The sequence below is a fragment of the Chthonobacter albigriseus genome, from assembly GCF_013839445.1.
GTDB classification, from domain to species: Bacteria; Pseudomonadota; Alphaproteobacteria; order Rhizobiales; family Pleomorphomonadaceae; genus Chthonobacter; species Chthonobacter albigriseus.
In genome coordinates this window covers 533868-552097 of the sequence record NZ_JACDIT010000001.1, presented here as the reverse complement: position 1 = coordinate 552097, position 18230 = coordinate 533868, and the positions used below count along the sequence as shown (strand labels likewise).

Below are 18230 nucleotides of genomic sequence, written 5' to 3'. Positions count from 1 at the left end.
CCATGACCAGCCTCAGCGCGCCGCTTGCCTCTCCCGCGGCCGATCTGCCGCCGCCGGAGCGCGATTGGACCGCCTACACCACCGCGGAGGATGGCGGCCGACGCCGCCTGGAGCTCGCCGTGGAGGGCATCACCTGCGCCGCCTGCATGGGCGACATCGAGCGCGGCCTGAAGCGCGTGCAGGGGATCGCCTCCGCCCGCGTCAACCTGGCGAGCCGCCGGGTCGTGGTGGTCTACGACCCCGGCGCCCTGGTGCCCGACCGCATCCTCGACCGCATGAAGGCGATCGGCTATCCCGCGCAGCCCTTCGATCCGGCAGCGCGCCGCGACGGCCGCTCGGCGGAATCCAAGCGGCTCCTGAAGTGCCTCGGTGTCGCCGGCTTCGGCGGCATGAACGTGATGCTGATGTCGGTCAGCGTCTGGTCCGGCAACGTGACGGACATCACCGCCGAGACGCGTGACTTCTTCCACTGGATGTCGGCGCTGGTCGCCATCCCCTGCGTTGCCTACGCCGCGCGCCCCTTCTACGAGAGCGCGCTCGCCGCAATCCGTCGGCGCGCCGTCAACATGGACGTGCCGATCTCCATCGGCATCACGCTGGCCATGGCGCTGTCCGTGGTCAACACCCTGACGCACGCCCACGAGGCCTACTTCGACAGCGCGCTGATGCTCCTGTTCTTCCTGCTGCTCGGCCGCTTCCTGGACGAGAACATGCGCCGCCGCACGGCCGTGGAGGCCGAGACGCTGGCGACCTTGCGGGCCGACAGCGCCGTGCGCATGGGCGAAGACGGCACGCTGACGGAGGTGCCGGTCTCCCGCATCCGCGTCGGCGACCGGGTGCTGGTCCGGCCGGGCGAGCGCGTCGCGGTCGACGGCATCGTCCGCGTCGGCACGTCCGAGATCGACACCAGCCTCGTCACCGGCGAAACCACGCCCGCCACCGTGCGCCGCGGCGACATGGTCCACGCCGGCACGCTGAACGGCTTCGGCAACCTCACCGTGGAGGTCACCGCGGCGGCCGAGGGCACGCTGGTCGCCGAGATCGAGCGGCTGATCGCCGAGGCCCAGTCCGCCAAGGCCGGCACCATGCGCCTCGCCGATCGCGCCGCGAAGGCCTACGCGCCGATCGTCCATTCCGCGGCGGCGCTGACCTTCCTCGGCTGGATGGCCGTCGGCGTCCACTGGAACGAGGCGCTGGTCATCGCCATCGCGGTGCTGATCATCACCTGTCCCTGCGCGCTGGCGCTCGCCATCCCGGCGGTCCAGGTGGTCGCGGCCGGCCGGCTGTTCCGCAACGGCATCCTTCTCAACGCCGGTGACGGCATCGAGCGGTTGGCCGCCGTCGACACCGTCGTGTTCGACAAGACCGGCACGCTGACCAGCCCGGAGCCGCGCCTCCTCAACGCCGCTTCGGTTCCCGCCGACGCGCTCGCCCGCGCCGGCCGCCTTGCGCTCGGCAGCCGCCACCCGCTTGCCCGCGCCCTCGCCAAGGCCGCGGACGCGAGCGACCCCTTCGACGCGATCCGCGAGACCGCGGGCGAGGGTGTCCACGCCATGCACGACGGCGAGACGCTGCGGCTCGGGAGCCTGGCCTTCTGTGCCGTGGAGGATGACGACGCCGCCGAGGTGCGCGACGCCCACCCGTCCGCCTCGCTGATCGCCTTCCGAGAAGGCAGCCGCGCGCCGCTTCTCTTTGCGCTCGGCCAGAGCCTGAAGAGCGACGCCGCCGAGACGATCGCCCGCCTGAAGCAGCGCGGCTGTGCCGTGGAGATCCTCTCCGGCGACCGCACGCCCGCGGTCGCCGAGGTCGCCCGCGCCCTGGACGTCGCCGAATGGCGCGCCGAGGTCGATCCCACCGCCAAGATCGCGCGCCTGGAGACGCTGAAGGCCGAGGGCCGCCGCGTGCTGATGGTGGGAGACGGGCTCAACGACGCACCCTCGCTTGCAGCGGCCCACGTGTCGCTCTCGCCGGTGACGGGCGCGCACATCGCTCAGGCCGCCTCCGACGCCGTGTTCCTCGGCGAGCGGCTGGCACCGGTGGCGGTGGCGCTGGAAGTCGCCCGCGCCGCCCGCCGCCTGATGAGCGAAAACCTCGCCATCGCCGTCGTCTACAACGCCCTCGCCGTGCCGATCGCCGTGCTCGGCTACGTCACGCCGCTGATCGCAGCCCTCGCCATGTCCGGCTCGTCGCTGATCGTGACGGTCAACGCGCTGCGCCTGCGCCGGGTGGCGAAACCCCCGGCGGCGGCCGCGCGTTCGACGGCGTCAGGCGCGCCGGCAACGGAGACCCCGGCGTGAACGTCCTCGTCTACCTCGTGCCCGTCGCGCTCGGCCTCGGCCTCCTCGGCCTCGCCGGTTTCATGTGGTCGCTGAAGCACGGCCAATACGACGACCTCGACGGCGCCGCCTGGCGCGCCATCCAGGACGACGACATCGATGGGGACGGAGACGGCGGGGATTGATTGTCGAGCGTTGCGGCGCAGCGACCGGCGCGGCCCCTGCCATCGCGGGACGACCCTCGTCGCCCGCTCCTTCCGAACGAAAAAGGCGGGCCTTGAGCCCGCCTTCTGCATTGTTCTTGGGGGACAGAAGCCCGCAGTCAGCCGCCCGCGGCGCGGAAGATCTGGCGGCGGATGACGACGCCGTCGTCCTCGATGGGCTGCGGCGTGTTGAGCGGCAGTTCCAGCGTTTCCCAGACGTCGACCAGCGCGTTGGCCAGATGCTCCACCAGCGAGTCGTCGTGGTAGGGCGTCGGCGTGATGCGCAGCCGCTCCGTGCCGCGCGGCACGGTCGGGTAGTTGATCGGCTGGATGTAGATGCCGTGCTTTTCCAGGAGGATGTCCGAGGCCTTCTTGCAGAGGTCCGGATTGCCGACCAGGAGCGGCACGATGTGCGTCTCGCTCGGCATCACCGGCAGCCCGGCGGCAAGCAGGACGGCCTTGGTGCGGGCCGACTGGCGCTGGTGCGCCTCGCGCTCTGCGGTGCTCTCCTTGAGGTGCCGGATCGACGCGGTGGCAGCCGCGCAGAGCCCCGGGGGCAGGGCGGTCGTGAAGATGAAGCCCGGCGCATAGGAGCGTACCGCATCGACCAGCGCGGAGGTGCCGGTGATGTAGCCGCCCATCACGCCGAAGCCCTTGGCGAGCGTGCCTTCGATGACGTCGATGCGATCCATCACGCCGTCGCGCTCGCAGATGCCCGCGCCGCGCGCACCGTACATGCCGACCGCGTGGACCTCGTCGATATAGGTGTAGGCGTTGTACTTGTCGGCGAGATCGGCGATCCGCTCGATCGGCGCGACGTCGCCGTCCATGGAGTAGACGCTCTCGAACACGATCAGCTTTGCGCGCTCGCGCCCGGCCGCCTTGAGGAGGTCCTCCAGGTGGGCGAGGTCGTTGTGGCGCCACACCTGCTTGGAGACGCCCGACGACCGAACGCCGTGGATCATCGAGGCATGGTTCAACTGGTCGGAGAGGATCAGGCAGTCCGGCAGCAGCTTGGCGATCGTGGAGATCGCCGCCTCGTTGGAGACGTAGCCGGACGTGAAGATAAGCGCGGCTTCCTTCTGGTGCAGATCCGCGAGCTCGTTCTCAAGCTGGACCAGCGGGTGATTCGTGCCGGAGATGTTGCGCGTGCCGCCGGCGCCCGCGCCCATGCGCTGCGCCGTCTCGGTCATCGCCGAGATCACCTTCGGATGCTGTCCCATGCCCAGGTAGTCGTTGGAGCACCAGACCACGATCTCCTGGGTCTCGTCGCCACGGCGCCAGAGTGCACGGGGGAATCGGCCTGCGACCCGCTCCAGATCGGCGAAAACCCGGTAGCGCTTCTCGTCCTTCAGAGCCCTAACCGCGTCTTCGAAAAAGAGAGTGTAGTCCATGATCAGATCCGTTCCCTCCCCGATCGCGCACACCTTATACAGACCCTTGCCGGCTGTCGAAAGCCAGAATGCCGCGCCGCGATGATTCCCGACCCGTCCGTCGGTCCGGCCAATATCCGACAGGCTGGACGCGGCAGTCCTTGATCGGCATCAAACATCGGGATGGTCTCGCCAATCGGGAAGTGCGGCATCGGTGCAGGGAAGGCCGATACGACATGGTGAGCCAACACTTCTAACGAAATCCTGTCGAAAAGACGGAGAGCGGCTCCCTAACCCCTTTTTCATGTTTGCGGCGGACACTGTTCGCGGAAAAGGAGTGTTCCGGTGCAACTCGATCTGTCGTCCCTGACCTTCCTGGTCGTGGAAGATAGCGCCTACATGCGTACGATCCTGCGCACCATGCTGCAGGGCTTCGGCGCGCGCCGGATCGTGGAGGCCGAAGACGGCGCCGGCGGTCTGGAAGCCATGGACCGCGCCAACCCGGACATCCTGATTCTCGACTGGGTGATGCCGATCCTCGACGGCGCCGACATGGTGCGGATGATCCGAAACCCGTCCAACCCCTTCGCCTACATCCCGATCATCATGGTGACCGGGCACACCGAGCGCAGTCGCATCATCGAGGCCCGCCGGCTCGGCATCCACGAACTGCTCTGCAAGCCGATCTCGGCGAAGTCGCTCTACCAGCGCATCCAGAGCGTGATCCTCGCCCCGCGCGACTTCGTGAAGACCCCGACCTACTTCGGACCGGCTCCGCGCGAGATCCGCAACCGCCAGAACATCTGGCAGGTGAAGCCCGGCGAACAGAACGTCGCCTGACCCCTTCCCCACGGCTCCGTACCCGTTTTCGATCGGAACCATCCCCGCACCGCCCGCATTCCGTCGTTATCGGATGACGATGCGAAGGAGTGGCCGGGCGGATGTGCGGATTGGGCGGCGAGGTGACTTTCGACGGGCGTGACGCGGATGTTTCCGCGGTCTCCCGCATGGGTGCATGCATGACCGACCGTGGTCCGGATGGGCACGGGCTCTGGTCTGACGGGCGGGTCGCGCTCGGCCACCGGCGGCTGAAGATCATCGATCTCTCCGAGCGCTCGGCGCAGCCGATGCACGATCAGGCGCTGGGCCTGACCATCGTCTTCAACGGCTGCATCTACAATTACCGTGAGCTTCGCCGCGAGCTGGAAGGCTTGGGACATGCCTTTGCCACCGATGGTGACACCGAGGTGATCCTGAAGGCCTGGGCGGAATGGGGCGAGGACGCGCCCCGGCGCTTCCTCGGCATGTTTGCCTTCGCCATCCACGAGCGCGAGACTGGCCGCCTGGCGCTGGTCCGCGATCGCTTCGGCATCAAGCCGCTCTACCTCGCCGAAACGCCCGGGCGCCTGCGGTTTGCATCGACCTTGCAGGCGCTGGTGGCCGCCGGAGAGGTGGACACCGCCCTGGACCCGGTGGCGGTCGAGTTCTTCATGCGCTTCCATGCCGTGGTTCCGCCGCCCTGGACCCTGCTGAAGGGCGTGCGCAAGCTGCCGCCCGCGACGGTGCGGATCATCGAGCCGGACGGCCGCTTCCGCGAGCACCGCTATTGGGACCTCTCGTTCCGGCGCGATGCCGCCGACGAGCGCCGCTCGGCCGCCGAGTGGGAGGAGATGGTGCTCGCCGCGCTGAAGACGGCGGTGGCCCGGCGCATGGTGGCCGACGTGCCGGTCGGCGTGCTGCTCTCCGGCGGCCTTGATTCCAGCCTGATCGTTGGCCTGCTCGCCGAGGCCGGGCAGGCCGGCCTGAAAACCTTCTCCGTCGGCTTCGAGACGGTCGACGACTTCATCGGGGACGAGTTCGTCTACTCCGACCTGATCGCCAGCCACTACGACACCGACCACACCCGCATCTTCGTACCCTCGTCCGACCTGATCGCGGCGCTGCCCGACTGCTTCCGCGCCATGTCCGAGCCGATGGTCTCCTACGACAATGTCGGCTTCTTCCTGTTGTCCCGGGAGGTCGCCAAGCACGTGACGGTGGTGCAGAGCGGCCAGGGCGCCGACGAGGTCTTCGCAGGCTACCACTGGTATCCGAAGCTCGCCGGCAGCCGCCATCCGGTCGCCGGCTACATGGCGGCCTTCGCCGATCGCGACCACGCAGGCCTGGCCGAATTGCTCGACCCCGCCGCCCGCGCCGACCGGGACGTGCCGACCGACTTCGTCGCCCGCCATATGGCCGAGAGCGGCGCCGCCGACCCCGTCGACAAGGCGCTTCACATCGATGCGACGGTGATGCTGGTCGACGACCCCGTGAAGCGCGTCGACAACATGACCATGGCCTCCAGCCTGGAGGCGCGCGTGCCCTTCCTCGACCACGAACTGGTTGAACTCGCGGCGCGAATTCCCTCGCCGCTGAAGCTCGGCGACGGTGGCAAGAAGGTGCTGAAGGACGTCGCCCGCCGGATCATTCCGTCGGCGGTGATCGACCGCCCGAAGGGCTACTTCCCGGTCCCGGCGCTGAAGTACATCGAGGGACCGGTTCTGGAGATGGTCCGCGACGCGCTTGGTTCCCGCACGGCCCGCGAACGGGGCCTGTTCCGACGCGAGGCGATCGACCGGCTGATCGCCGATCCCAAGGGCGACATCACCCCGCTCGGCGGCTCCACGCTCTGGCAGGTCGCCACCCTGGAGATCTGGCTGCAGACGCACCTTCCGTCCTGAGCCCACGGTTTTTCATTCGCGTTCAGCGGCCCGCCGGCCGCCAGTTGGAGACACGTTCCATGTCCAGCCTCCTCTCCAAGAGCAGGGGTGCCGTCGCCCATCGCTTCAAGCGCTTGCGCGCCCAGTCGTTTCGCCCGCCGATCCCGGCTGGCGGCGATCGGCCTGTCGAGATGGACCGCGACGTGGTGATCGACTGCGGCTGGGGCCGGCTGCTGTTCGGTCAAACCTTCGACGACGCCGCGGTGCTGGCGCAGGTGATGCGCGCCGAGGCTCCGGACCGGCGTGACATCGCCTTCTACATCCGCGACCCCCACGTGGCCCTCGCCGCCGCGCCCCAGGAGTTGTTCCTCGACCCCTCGCACACCTTCCGCCTGGACCTCACGACCTACCGCGGCAGTCGGCGGCTGGCGCGCGGCTTTCACATCCGCCCCTTGGCAAGCCGCGAGGACGCGACGGCGGTCAACAGCATCCTCGCCGCGCGCGGCATGGTGACCGTGCCCCCGGATTTCTTCGAGCGGAACAAGGAGAGCCGCGTCGTCCGCGTCTTCGTCGCCGAGGACGCCGGATCCGGCGAGATCGTCGGCACGGTGATGGGCATCGACCACGCCCACGCCTTCCGCGATCCGGAGCGGGGCTCCTCCCTGTGGAGCCTGGCGGTCCACCCGCAAGCGCGCAGCCCCGGCATCGGCGCGGCCCTGGTGCATTACCTCGCCGGGCGGTTCAAGGCGTTGGGGGCGGGGTTCATGGACCTTTCCGTGATGCATTCCAACGACGAGGCGATCGCCCTCTACGAGAAGATCGGCTTCCGGCGCGTCCCCTTCTTCACGCTGAAGCGGCGCAACTCCTTCAACGAGCGCCTCTACGTCGGCCCGCGCCCGGAGAGCGACCTCAACCCCTACGCCCGCCTGATCGTCGACGAAGCCCGCCGCCGCGGGATCGGCGTGGAGGTGACCGACGCCGAGGCGGGCTTCTTCCGCCTCTCCTACGGTGGGCGGATCATCAACTGCCGTGAAAGCCTGTCCGACCTCACCTCCGCCGTCGCCATGTCGATCTGCGACGACAAGGCCGTGACGCGGCGGGTGATGGAGCGGGCCGGCTTGCGTGTGCCGGCGCAGGTCGAGACCGACGACCCGGCCGAGCGCGCCGCTTTCCTGAAGGAGGTCGGCCAGGTCGTGGTGAAGCCGGCCCGCGGCGAGCAGGGCAGGGGCATCTCCGTCGGCATCGACACGGCGGAGGCGCTGGAGGCGGCGGTGGAGCGCGCCCGCACCGTCTGCGAGCGCGTCATCGTGGAGGAGTATGTGGAAGGCGAGGACCTGCGCCTCGTCGTCATTGACTACAAGGTGGTGGCGGCTGCCCTCCGCCGGCCGCCCCGCGTGGTGGGCGACGGGGAGAGCCGCATCCGTGACCTGATCGAGCGCCAGAGCCGCCGTCGCGCGGCCGCCACCGGCGGCGAGGCGCACATCCCGCTCGACGGCGAGACGGAACGCTGCGTGTCTCGCTGCGGCTTCGGCCTCGACGACGTCCTGCCGGCCGGCATGGAGATCGTGGTGCGCAAGACCGCCAACCTCCACACCGGCGGCACGATCCACGACGTGACGGACATCGTCCACCCGACGCTGGTGGAGGCCGGGGTGCGGGCGGCGCGCGCGATCCCGATCCCAGTTGCCGGCATCGACCTCCTGGTGGAAGCGCCGGACAAGCCCTTCTACGCCTTCGTCGAGGCCAACGAGCGGCCGGGCCTCGCCAACCACGAGCCGCAGCCGACGGCAGAGCGCTTCGTCGACCTGCTGTTTCCCCAATCGGTACCCGCGGCCGCCCGGCTGACCGAGCTCCGCGGGCCTGCCCCCGGCTGATCCTCAACCGACATGAAGGGAGCGCCATGCCGCGCCTGGCGATCGACACGGACTACCTGGCCGCCCGGCTCGGCGACCTGCTCGCGATCCCGAGCCCGACCGGATACACCGACCAGGTCGTGCGCCGCGTCTCCGACGAGATCCAGGCGCTCGGCCTCGGCGTCGAGCTGACCCGCCGCGGGGCGATCCGAGCGGTGCTGAAGGGCCGCGAGCCGCACCCGGCCCGCGCCGTCATCGCCCACGTCGACACGCTCGGGGCGCAGGTGAAGTACCTGAAGCCTAACGGGCGGCTGGAGCTGGTTTCGATCGGCCACTGGTCCGCCCGCTTCGCTGAGGGCGCGCGGACGACGATCTTCTCGGAGAAGGGCGCCTACCGCGGCACCATCCTGCCGCTGAAGGCCTCCGGCCACACCTATAACGAGGAAGTCGACAGCGCCCCGATCGGCTGGCCGCACGTGGAGCTCCGGGTCGACGCGCTCGCGCGGACGGCGGATGACCTCCGCCGCCTCGGCATCTCCGTGGGCGACATCGTCGCGATCGACCCGCAGCCGGAGTTCCTTGCCAACGGCTTCATCGCCTCCCGCCATCTCGACGACAAGGCCGGCGTGGCGGCGATGCTGGCGGCCATGAAAGCGCTGACGGACGCCGGCACCGTCCCGGCGGTCGACACGCTCTTCCTGTTCTCCATTTCCGAGGAGGTGGGCGTCGGCGCATCGTCGGTGCTGTCGCAGGACGTCGCCTCGATGGTGGCGATCGACAACGGCACCGTGGCACCTGGCCAGGCGTCCGACGAGTTCGGCGTCACCGTCGCTGTCGCCGACCAGACCGGCCCGTTTGATTTCCACCTGACGCGCAAGCTGATCCGGCTCTGCCGCGACGAAGACATCCGCCACCAGACGGATGTGTTCCGCTACTACCGCTCCGACAGCGCTTCGGCCCTTGAGGCCGGCGCCGACGTGCGCACCGCGCTGATCACCTTCGGCGTCGACGCCTCGCACGGCTGGGAGCGGACGCACATGCACGCGCTTCGCTCGGTGGCCGAACTGGTCACAGCCTATGTCACCAGCCCCATCGACATTCCTCGCGACGCCGAGCCCGTCGCCGGGCCGGAGGGCTTCACCACCCAGCCCACCGCGGAGGCCGAAGCGCCCGTGCGGCTGTAGGAACTCGGCCCGCGAGTCAACCTCCTGCTCGACTTTGCGGCTCTCGAGGAGAGAAAGACTTGGTTAAGGCTCACATTGACTTGAGCGAAACAGCCACAACTGAAGCGTGGCGGCAGTTTGCGGGTACGAAAACGTTTACGTTGAAGTGTTCGCCTATCGCGCCACCAGGAACGTTATTTGTCGGGGGAACCCTTTCCCGCTGCCGACGTTGTTCCGGATGAGTACGCTGCGATTCTGTTAACTTTTCACAGGCTCCGAGCCGGAGCCATCGGAAAATGGCGGAAACAAGCGGTCCGTAAGGCGCACATCCAGCGTCCAGTCCGCCCTCATCCTGTAATGCGTGGTACAGATGGTTAGGAATTAACCATCTTTGAAATCATCCATTCGGGTGATGCGGACGTTCAGGAATGTGTGTGATTATACTGGTCGTCAGCCGACGGTACGGCGACGACTTTCGAACAACAAGTCATACTGGAGCCGGCTTACCCCGGACCAAGTCATGTTCAAGCCCGTACACACCGCGGCCGTTGCGGCTGCATTAACTGTTTTCTTCGGAACTGCGGCCGGTATCGCGGCCATCGGCAGCACGAGCTGGGTCGAACCCCAGACCCAGGACATCGGCCGGATCGGCGGCGTCGCAAGTGCCGCCGACGAGGCTCCCGCGCTGGCGAGTTGCTCGGTCATGCTCGTGGTCGGCCAGTCGGCCGACGCGAGCACGTCGGATATCGTCGAGGTCACGCTCTCCGCTCGTGAGACGATCGATCTCGACACGCCCGACCAGGCCGGCTTCTCGGTCGTCTGCGGCGAGGGCCCGGTGGGCTCTGCGCCGGCCATGACGGCGGTCGAGGAAGTCAACCTGATGAAGGCCGACCTCGCCGCTCTGTGAGGCCGACCGGATCCGGATCGCGACAGATAGGAAAACGGCGCGGATGGTGGCATCCGCGCCGTTTTCGCGTCCGCTGAAAGGGTGCGTCCGACCTATTCGGCCGGCTGCGCGGACCCATGGTGGCCGTAAGCTTCGTCGGTGGTCTCCACGGCCTCATCCTTGCGTGAGAGAAGCGTGTAGAACATCGGCACCACGAACAGCGTGAAGAGCGTGCCGACCGACATGCCGGTTGCGATCACCAGGCCGATCGAATAGCGGGCCGCCGCGCCGGCGCCGTCGGCGATGATCAGCGGCAACACGCCCAGCACCATCGCAGCAGTGGTCATCAGGATCGGCCGCAGCCGCACCCGTGCCGACTCCACAATGGCCGCGTTCTTCGTCATGCCGCGCTCCTCGCGCAGCTGGTTGGCGAACTCCACCATCAGGATACCGTGCTTGGTGATCAGCCCGACCAGCGTGATCAGCCCCACCTGCGTGTAGATGTTGAGCGTTCCGAGCCCGAGATTGAGCGGCACCATGGCGCCGAACACCGACAGCGGCACGCTCATCAGGATGATGAACGGATCGCGGAAGCTCTCGAACTGGGCGGCCAGCACCAGGTAGATGATGACGATCGCAAGGCCGAAGGCGATCAGCAGCGTGTTCCCGGCCTCCACCTCCAGCCGCGACTGGCCGGCGTATTCCAGGAAGTAGCCGTCCGGCATCACCTCGCGGGCGATCTGCTGGATCGTTGCCAGCGCATCGCCCGTCGTCACGCCCGGCTGCGGCAGGGCCGAGATGGTCGACGAGTTCAGCTGATTGAACTGCTCGATCGCCGGCGCGGACGCCTGCGTGTCGATCGACACAACGGAGGACAGCGGCACCATCTCGCCCGACTGGCTGCGGACGAAGAAGGCGCCGAGGCTTTCCGGGTTGAGCCGGTACTTCTGCGGCACCTGCGGGATGATGTCGTAGGCGCGCGCGTCCCGGTCGAACTTCGACACGGAGCCCTCGCCGACGAGGATGTTCAGCGTGTTGCCGATGTCGGCGATCGACACGCCGAGCGCCGCCGCGCGGTTGCGGTCGATCAGCACCCGCACCTTCGGCGTTTCGAAGGAGAGCGAGTTCTGCACCACGATGAAGCGGCCGGCGGCCATCGCCCGGTTCTTGATCTCCTCGGCAATCTCGAACACGCGCTCCGCATCGCTGGTCGATTGCACCACCACCTGCACCGGCAGGCCGCCGCCCGAGCCGGGCAGCGAGGGGATGCCGAACACGAAAGCCTGCAGGCCTGCCGACTTGTTGACGATGCCCTGCAGCTCCTGCTGCAGCTCGGCCTGGCTCCGCTCGCGCTGGTCCCAAGGCTTCAGGACGAAGCCGACGAAGCCGGACGTCTCGCTCTCGCCGCCGATCACCTGGAAGCGTGCGGCGACCTCCGGAACGGCCTCCACCATCTTGTCGATCTGATCGGCGTAGAGGGCGGTGTAGTCGTCCGTGGCGTATTGCGGTGCGTTGACCACCGAGAACACCGCGCCCTGGTCCTCTTCCGGCGCCAGCTCCGTGGTGGTGTTGAGGAACAGGAACACGGACGTGCCGAGCAGGACGACAACGATCAGAAGCGTCACCGGCCGATAGAGCAGGGAGCCTTCCAGCCGCCGCCCGTAGAAGCCGGCGAGCTTGTCGAAGGAGCGGTCGACGATCCGCTGGAAGCGGCTGGTGGCGCCGTGCTTGAGCAGCCGCGCCGACATCATCGGCGACAGCGTCACCGCGACGAAGCCGGAGATGATCACCGCCCCGGCGAGCGTGAAGGCGAACTCGCGGAACAGCGAACCCGTGAGGCCCTGCGTGAATCCGATCGGCGCGTAGACCGCGGCCAGCGTGACCGTCATCGCCACCACCGGGCCGAAGATCTCGCGCATGCCGACGATCGCCGCGTCGAGCGGCTTCAGGCCCTCCTCGATGTGCCGGTGGATGTTCTCCACCACCACGATCGCGTCGTCGACGACGAGACCGATGGCAAGCACCATGGCCAAGAGCGTCAGCGTGTTGAGGGAGTAGTCGAGCCCGTAGAGGAAGAAGCAGACGCCGATCAGCGACAGCGGGATCGTCACGATCGGGATCACCACCGAGCGGAACGATCCGAGGAAGAGCAGGATCACGCCGACGACGATGAGCACCGCCTCGCCGATGGTCTTGAACACCTCCTCGATCGACGCCGAGATGGCTTCCGTGCTGTCGTAGACGAGCTCGATACGGGTCCCCTGCGGCAGCGTCTCCTGGATCAGCGGAACTTCCGCCGCGACGGCCGCGGCCGTGTCGAGCGGGTTCGCCGACGGCGTCGGGAACACGCCGATGAACACGCCCTGCAGGCCGTTGAACCGGACGTGCGTGCTGTCGTCCTCAGCGCCGAGCTCCACGGTGGCGACGTCGCGCAGACGCACCACGTCGTCACCGTCCGAACGGATCGGCAGTTCGCCGAAGGCCTCCGGCGTCTGCAGCGTGGTTTCCGTCTCGATGGAGTAGGCGACGTACTCGTTCTTGGTGCTGCCGGGGGCCGACAGGAAGTTGGACGCCTGGATGGCGGTCAGCACCTCGGACGCGGTGACCCCGCGAGAGGCAAGCCGGACCGGATCGATCCAGATCCGCATCGCGAATTCCTGCCCGCCGAGGATCTGCGCGTCGGCGACGCCCTCCACCGTAGCAAGCCGCGGCTGGATCACCCGCGTGATGAACTCGGTGATCTCGCGCGCGTTCATGTTCTCGCTCTGGATGGCGAGGTACATCAGCGCGAACTGCTGGCCGGTGCCCTTGACGATCACCGGGTCCTCGGCTTCCGACGGCAGCTGCCCGCGGACCTGCTGGACCTTGGAGATGACCTCGGTCAGCGCCGAATCCGGATCCGTGTTGAGGCGCATGTGAACCGACACCGCGGACGCGCCCTGGCGGCTCGACGAGGTGACGTAGTCCACGCCCTCGGCCGAGGAGACCGCCTTGGCGACGGGCGTCGTGATGAAGCCCTGGATCAGGTCCGGCGAGGCGCCCGGGTAGACGGTGGTGACCGTGATCACGGTCTCCTCCACCTCCGGGTACTGCCGGATCGACATGTTGAAGATGCCCTGGAACCCGACCAGCAGGATCATCAGGCTGACGACCGTGGAAAGCACCGGCCGCCGGATGAAGATTTCGGAGAAGTTCACGACGGACCCCCGGCGACGTTGGCGCCCTGCTGTTCGATCTTGCTCGGGTCGATCGTGTTGTCGACCACGACGGGGCTGCCGCTGGAGAGCCGGTTCTGGCCCGCCGTCACCACCTGCGCGCCGCTCGTGACACCCTTGGTGACCTCGATCTGGTTGGCATTGCGGCGGCCGACCTCGACGAACACTTGCCGGGCGACCAGCTTGGGCTTGGCAGCCTCGCCCTCGGCGGGCGCCTGGGCCTGGGCGGTTCCGCCGGCAGCGGGAGCCGCCTCGGCCTGCGGCTTGGGCTCTTCCTCCTGCACCACGTAGACGTAGGAACCGTAGAGGGAGGTCACCACGGCTGTCTGCGGCAGCGCGACGATGTTGTCTTCGGCTGGCAGCTGGATGCGGACGTTGATGAACTGCCCCGGCCGCAGCTTGCCGTCGGAATTGTCCACCTCGGCCTGCACCGAGATCAGCCGCGACGCCGGATCGATCTTCGGGTCGATGCCGGTGATCTGCCCGACGTAGGGCAGGGCGTCCTGGGTGAGGCCGAAGGCCACCTGCTGGCCGATCGAAAGGTTCGGCAGCTGCTGCTCCGGCACGGTGAAGTTGACCTTCATCCGCTCCAGGTCCTGCAGCGTGGCGATCACCGTGCCCGGCGTGATGTACTGGCCGATGTCGACGCGGGCGATGCCGACGGTGCCGGCGAAGGGCGCGACGATGTCCTTCTGCTCCAGCTCCGCCTCCAGGCGTTCCAGCGAGGAGCGGGAGGAGTCGAGCTGAGCCTGCGCTTCTTCCAGCGTGGCGGTGGAGTTGACACCGCGCGAGGCGAGCGCCCGGGCGCGGTCCAGCCCCTGCTGGTCGCGTACCACGTTGGCGCGGGCGGCGATCAGTTCGGCCTCCTCCACCCGGCGCTCGATGCGCACCAGGATGGCGCCGGCCTCAACCTTGTCGTTGGCCTTGAACCGGATCTCCTCGATCACGCCGCTGGAGCGCGACGCGACGTCGACGCCTTGGCGAGCGAACACGGTGCCGACCGCATCGATGCCCGGCTCCCAGCGGACGGGCTCCACCGTCATGGTCGAGACGGTGACGGTCTGCTGAGGCATGTTGGCGAAGAAGTTCGCGATCATCTGAGCGCGGAACATGTTGAAGCCGACGATGCCGCCGCACACCAAGGTAAGCAGAACCAGGGCTACGATGAATCTCTTGATCATGGACGGACCCGTAGCCACCTGCGTTGGGCCCTGAAATGCGGGACGGTCGCGGTGGCGCTATGCGTTGGTGACCGCGGCCCGCCGTAATCACAACGACGGACTTGCGGTCCAGGCGCCATAACTGTACCGTCCGGACGGTTTAGTCAACTGACGTTGCGCGCATTTGCGCATCTCATGCATCAAAAAGGACGCATGTTGACATCACGCTCGCTTGAACGCGCCAAGTCTGGCCAAGGTTCCGCTTCACCCACCGTGAAAAACACGGGTGGCAAGCCGGGCCGCCCCAGCTCGCGCGAAAGGATCGTCGCCGCCGCGATCGACGTGGTGATGGAATCCGGCGCTGCGCATCTGTCTCTGGAGGCGGTTGCCGAGCGGGCTGGCGTGTCGAAAGGCGGACTGCTCTACAATTTCCCCAACAAGGTGGCGCTGCTGAAGGCGCTGGTCGCCGAGCATATCATCGAGAGCGATATCCGCCGGATGGAAGCCGAGGCCGAGCTCGGCCCTTGCCGCAACCGCACCGCCCGTGGTTTCGTCGCCGCGGCGGCCACGGAAGCGGCCTGCGGCGGCAAGCCGCCGTCCGGATTCCTCGCCGCGATCGCCGAGAACCCCGACCTGGTTGCCCCGGTCCGCGCCCGCAATGCGGCGCTGACGGCGCGCTTCCGCGACAGCGACGACCCGATCCTATCGCTGATCGCCTTCCTGGCCGTGGAAGGGCTCGACACGCTGGACCTGTTGGAGGCCAACCCGCTCAACGCCGACGACCGCGCTGCGGTCTACGAGCGCCTGGAAGCAATGCTGGCCGCCAAGACGGAGTAGCCGTCACTTCTCCACGACGAGGTCGCTGGTGGGCTTGGAGCAGCACGGCAGAAACAGGCCGTTGTCGATCTCCCGCTGCCGGATGCCGCCCTGGTGCTTCATCTCCACGGTGCCGGAGACCAGCTTGGACTTGCAGGTTCCGCAAAGTCCCGACGTGCAGGACGAGGGCAGCCGCAGGCCGGCGTCGCGAGCGGCGGCGAGCACGAACTGGTCGCCGCGCACGTCCACGGTCTGGCCGAGCTTGGTGAAGGTCACCTTGTAGGTCGGCACGCTCACGCCCGCTTCCGCGGCGAGGACGTCCGATGCGACGGCGGGATCCTCGGCGGAAAGCGTGGCGAAGTCGAAGCTCTCCTGGTGGTAGTTCTCAGCCGGCAGTCCAAGGTCGGCGAGAAGCGTGCGTGCCGCCTTCATGAACGGATCCGGCCCGCAGCAGAAGACCGAACGGGTGGCGAGATCCGGCGCGGCGAGCTTCAGGAACTCCGGCGAGATCCGCCCCATGGTGCCCGGCCAGCCCAGCTGGTCGCCGGGGGTCTCCACGAGGTGGACGACCCGGAAGCCGGGCAGGCGCTGCGCCATCAGGTCCAGTTCCTGCCGGAACACGATGTCGCGCGGGCTGCGCGCGGCGTGGACGAAGACGATGTCCACCGGCCCGCCGAGGTCGGCGAAGGCGCGGCTCATCGACATCAGCGGCGTGACGCCGGAACCGCCGGACAGGAACAGGTACTTTGCCGCCGGTGCGTCGACGCAGGTGAAGTCGCCCATCGGACCGATGGCTTTCACCGCCGTGCCGCGGCGGCAGTGGTCGTGCAGCCAGTTCGACACCGGCCCGTTCGGCACCCGCTTGACGGTGATCGACACCGTATGCGGCCGCATCGGCGACGAGGCGATCGTGTAGCAGCGGTTGACCGGCCCGTCCGGCAGCGGGAACTCGAAGGTGAGGAACTGGCCCGGCTTGAACCGGAACGTCGCAGGGGTCGGCGGCTCGAACACGAAGGTGGCGACGTCGTGCGTCTCGGCGATCACCGCCGCGCAGACCAGCGTGTCGTCGGCTTCGGCGTCCCACGCACCGGGGGACGTCAGGTGCGCGGCGAGATGCTGGGTGGCGGCAAGGGTCATGGGTCGTCCGGAACCGGTGGGGCAGGCGGGTCGAGGCGAGGATGGGAGAGCCGCGTGGCGCGCCTCCCCTCGGGTCGCGGGCCTCCGCCCGCCTGAACGGAGCCCGTTGCGTTGAACCGCGCGTCAGCCCAGATAGGCCGCGAGCCGCTGGCAGTACCAGCTGACGAACTTCTCCACGAGCCCTTCGGTGTAGGGCGAGTAGGGACCGGGCTCGTAGGCCGGGCTGATCACGCCGGAATGCTGGATGCCGACCAGCTGGCCGTCCTGGTCGTTGGTGGCGATCCACACTTCGGTGAGACGCTTCAGGTCGTAGTCCACGCCTTCGACCGCATCCTTGTGGACGAGCCACTTGGTGCGGAGCAGCGTCCGCTCCGGCGACAGCGGGATCACCGAGAAGGTGACGATGTGGTCGCTCATGAAGTGGTGCCAGCTGTTCGGTTGCGTCCAGAACGACAGGCCGCCCATCTTCGGATTGGTGAGGTTCCCGAGCAGCTTGCGGGACGCGACCTTGGTGTCCAGCGTCTGGCTCTCGCCGGCCCGGTCGATCGGCAGGCGCTCGGTGCGGAAGCCGGTCGTCATGTCGTCTAGGTGCTCGATCTCCGCCGACGGGAAGCCGGAGCCCTCCCATTCGCCATGGAGGTCGGTGACCATGCAGGCGTAGCGGTCAGCCTCCTTGGCCTTCGCTTCGTCCATGGACTCCGGCGAGAAGCCGAAGCCGTATTCGAACAGCGGGACGGTGAGCTCGGGATGGTTGCCCGCGCAGTGGTAGCACTCGCGGTTGTTCTCCATGGTGATCTTCCAGTTTCCTTCCTCGATGAGGTCGGACTGGAAAGCCACCTTGGTGTTGCGGATGTCGTGCGGGGCGAGGTAGGGGCCCATCGCCGCCGCCATGGTCTCGAAGTCGGCGGGCGGCTCGTCCGCGAGGCAGATGAAGAGGAGGCCCTCCAGGCTCTTCAGGTGCACCGGCTTCAGGCCGTGGCAGGAGGTGTCGAACTCCTGGCCCATGTGGTCGGCGTGGAGGAGCTTGCCGTCGAGGTCGTAGGTCCAGGCATGGTAGCGGCAGACCAGCTTGCCGACGGTGGTCTTCGGATCGTGGATCAGCCGCGCCCCGCGGTGGCGGCAGACGTTGTGGAACGCGCGGATGACGTCGTCGTCGCCGCGGGTGATCAGCACCGAGGCGCGCCCGATGTCCACCACCATCACGTCGCCGGCCTCCGGCACGTCGGGCTCGACGCCGACGTAGATCCAGTGGCGGAAGAAGATCGCCTCGATATCGAGGTCGAAGATCTCCGGACTGGTGTAGAACGCCTGCTCAAGGCTGTGGTTCGGCTTGCGGCGCTTGAGGAGCGTGCGCGGGCTTTCGGTGCTGCGGTCGAGCATGTCTTGCAATCCTCCGGCCGGCTGGATCAGCGCGGACCATCTCTCCGGCATTTGCTCACGGGGCGGAGA

Annotated in this window: 13 protein-coding genes; 8 read left to right on the top strand and 5 right to left on the bottom strand. The window is 68.0% G+C overall.

Translation table 11 applies throughout. The features are described from left to right. Positions 1 to 2: 2 nt before the first annotated feature. Both HZ321_RS02410 and ccoS read left to right on the top strand, forming a co-directional pair. Entirely contained in the window at positions 3 to 2297 is a 2295-nt protein-coding gene (locus HZ321_RS02410; protein WP_181699844.1) for a heavy metal translocating P-type ATPase, read from the top strand. Next, positions 2294 to 2461: a cbb3-type cytochrome oxidase assembly protein CcoS gene (gene ccoS, locus HZ321_RS02405; RefSeq protein WP_181699842.1), complete on the top strand. Its 168-nt coding sequence runs from the start codon at positions 2294 to 2296 to the stop codon at positions 2459 to 2461. The genes HZ321_RS02410 and ccoS overlap by 4 nt, the downstream gene beginning before the upstream one ends. 137 nt (positions 2462 to 2598) lie before the next feature. Here the strand turns inward: ccoS and hemA are convergent, their stop codons facing one another. Further along, positions 2599 to 3873 carry a 5-aminolevulinate synthase gene (gene hemA / locus HZ321_RS02400; RefSeq protein WP_181699840.1) on the bottom strand — a complete coding sequence of 425 codons (1275 nt, stop codon included), beginning with the start codon at positions 3871 to 3873 and terminating at the stop codon, positions 2599 to 2601. 324 nt (positions 3874 to 4197) lie between these two features. Between hemA and HZ321_RS02395 the strand changes: the two genes are divergently transcribed. The 5 genes from HZ321_RS02395 (at position 4198) to HZ321_RS02375 (ending at position 10474) form a co-directional block, all read left to right on the top strand. Next, positions 4198 to 4692: a response regulator gene (locus HZ321_RS02395; RefSeq protein ID WP_181699838.1), complete on the top strand. Its 495-nt coding sequence runs from the start codon at positions 4198 to 4200 to the stop codon at positions 4690 to 4692. A 101-nt stretch (positions 4693 to 4793) separates the two neighbouring features. After that, entirely contained in the window at positions 4794 to 6572 is a 1779-nt protein-coding gene (locus HZ321_RS02390; RefSeq protein ID WP_181699836.1) for an N-acetylglutaminylglutamine amidotransferase, read from the top strand. Positions 6573 to 6631: 59 nt separating this feature from the next. Beyond that, a complete protein-coding gene (gene ngg / locus HZ321_RS02385) occupies positions 6632 to 8425 on the top strand; it encodes an N-acetylglutaminylglutamine synthetase (protein ID WP_181699834.1) in 1794 nt (597 codons plus the stop codon). Between the two features lie 26 nt (positions 8426 to 8451). Next, a complete protein-coding gene (locus HZ321_RS02380) occupies positions 8452 to 9588 on the top strand; it encodes an osmoprotectant NAGGN system M42 family peptidase (RefSeq protein WP_181699832.1) in 1137 nt (378 codons plus the stop codon). Positions 9589 to 10087: 499 nt separating this feature from the next. Beyond that, positions 10088 to 10474: a hypothetical protein gene (locus HZ321_RS02375; protein ID WP_181699831.1), complete on the top strand. Its 387-nt coding sequence runs from the start codon at positions 10088 to 10090 to the stop codon at positions 10472 to 10474. A gap of 92 nt (positions 10475 to 10566) precedes the next feature. On the opposite strand, the gene HZ321_RS02370 is transcribed toward HZ321_RS02375, so the two are convergent. Then, a complete protein-coding gene (locus HZ321_RS02370; RefSeq protein WP_181699829.1) occupies positions 10567 to 13650 on the bottom strand; it encodes an efflux RND transporter permease subunit in 3084 nt (1027 codons plus the stop codon). Next, complete coding sequence (locus tag HZ321_RS02365) at positions 13647 to 14849, bottom strand: efflux RND transporter periplasmic adaptor subunit (RefSeq protein WP_181699827.1); 1203 nt, start codon at positions 14847 to 14849, stop codon at positions 13647 to 13649. The genes HZ321_RS02370 and HZ321_RS02365 overlap by 4 nt, the downstream gene beginning before the upstream one ends. 252 nt (positions 14850 to 15101) lie before the next feature. Between HZ321_RS02365 and HZ321_RS02360 the strand changes: the two genes are divergently transcribed. Beyond that, positions 15102 to 15665 carry a TetR family transcriptional regulator gene (locus HZ321_RS02360; RefSeq protein WP_181699826.1) on the top strand — a complete coding sequence of 188 codons (564 nt, stop codon included), beginning with the start codon at positions 15102 to 15104 and terminating at the stop codon, positions 15663 to 15665. Positions 15666 to 15668: 3 nt separating this feature from the next. Here the strand turns inward: HZ321_RS02360 and HZ321_RS02355 are convergent, their stop codons facing one another. After that, positions 15669 to 16781: an FAD-binding oxidoreductase gene (locus tag HZ321_RS02355; RefSeq protein ID WP_181699824.1), complete on the bottom strand. Its 1113-nt coding sequence runs from the start codon at positions 16779 to 16781 to the stop codon at positions 15669 to 15671. A gap of 123 nt (positions 16782 to 16904) precedes the next feature. Then, the gene (locus HZ321_RS02350) at positions 16905 to 18161 is read right to left on the bottom strand and encodes an aromatic ring-hydroxylating oxygenase subunit alpha (RefSeq protein ID WP_181699822.1); all 1257 of its coding nucleotides are present in this window, start codon (positions 18159 to 18161) and stop codon (positions 16905 to 16907) included. Positions 18162 to 18230 lie beyond the last annotated feature (69 nt).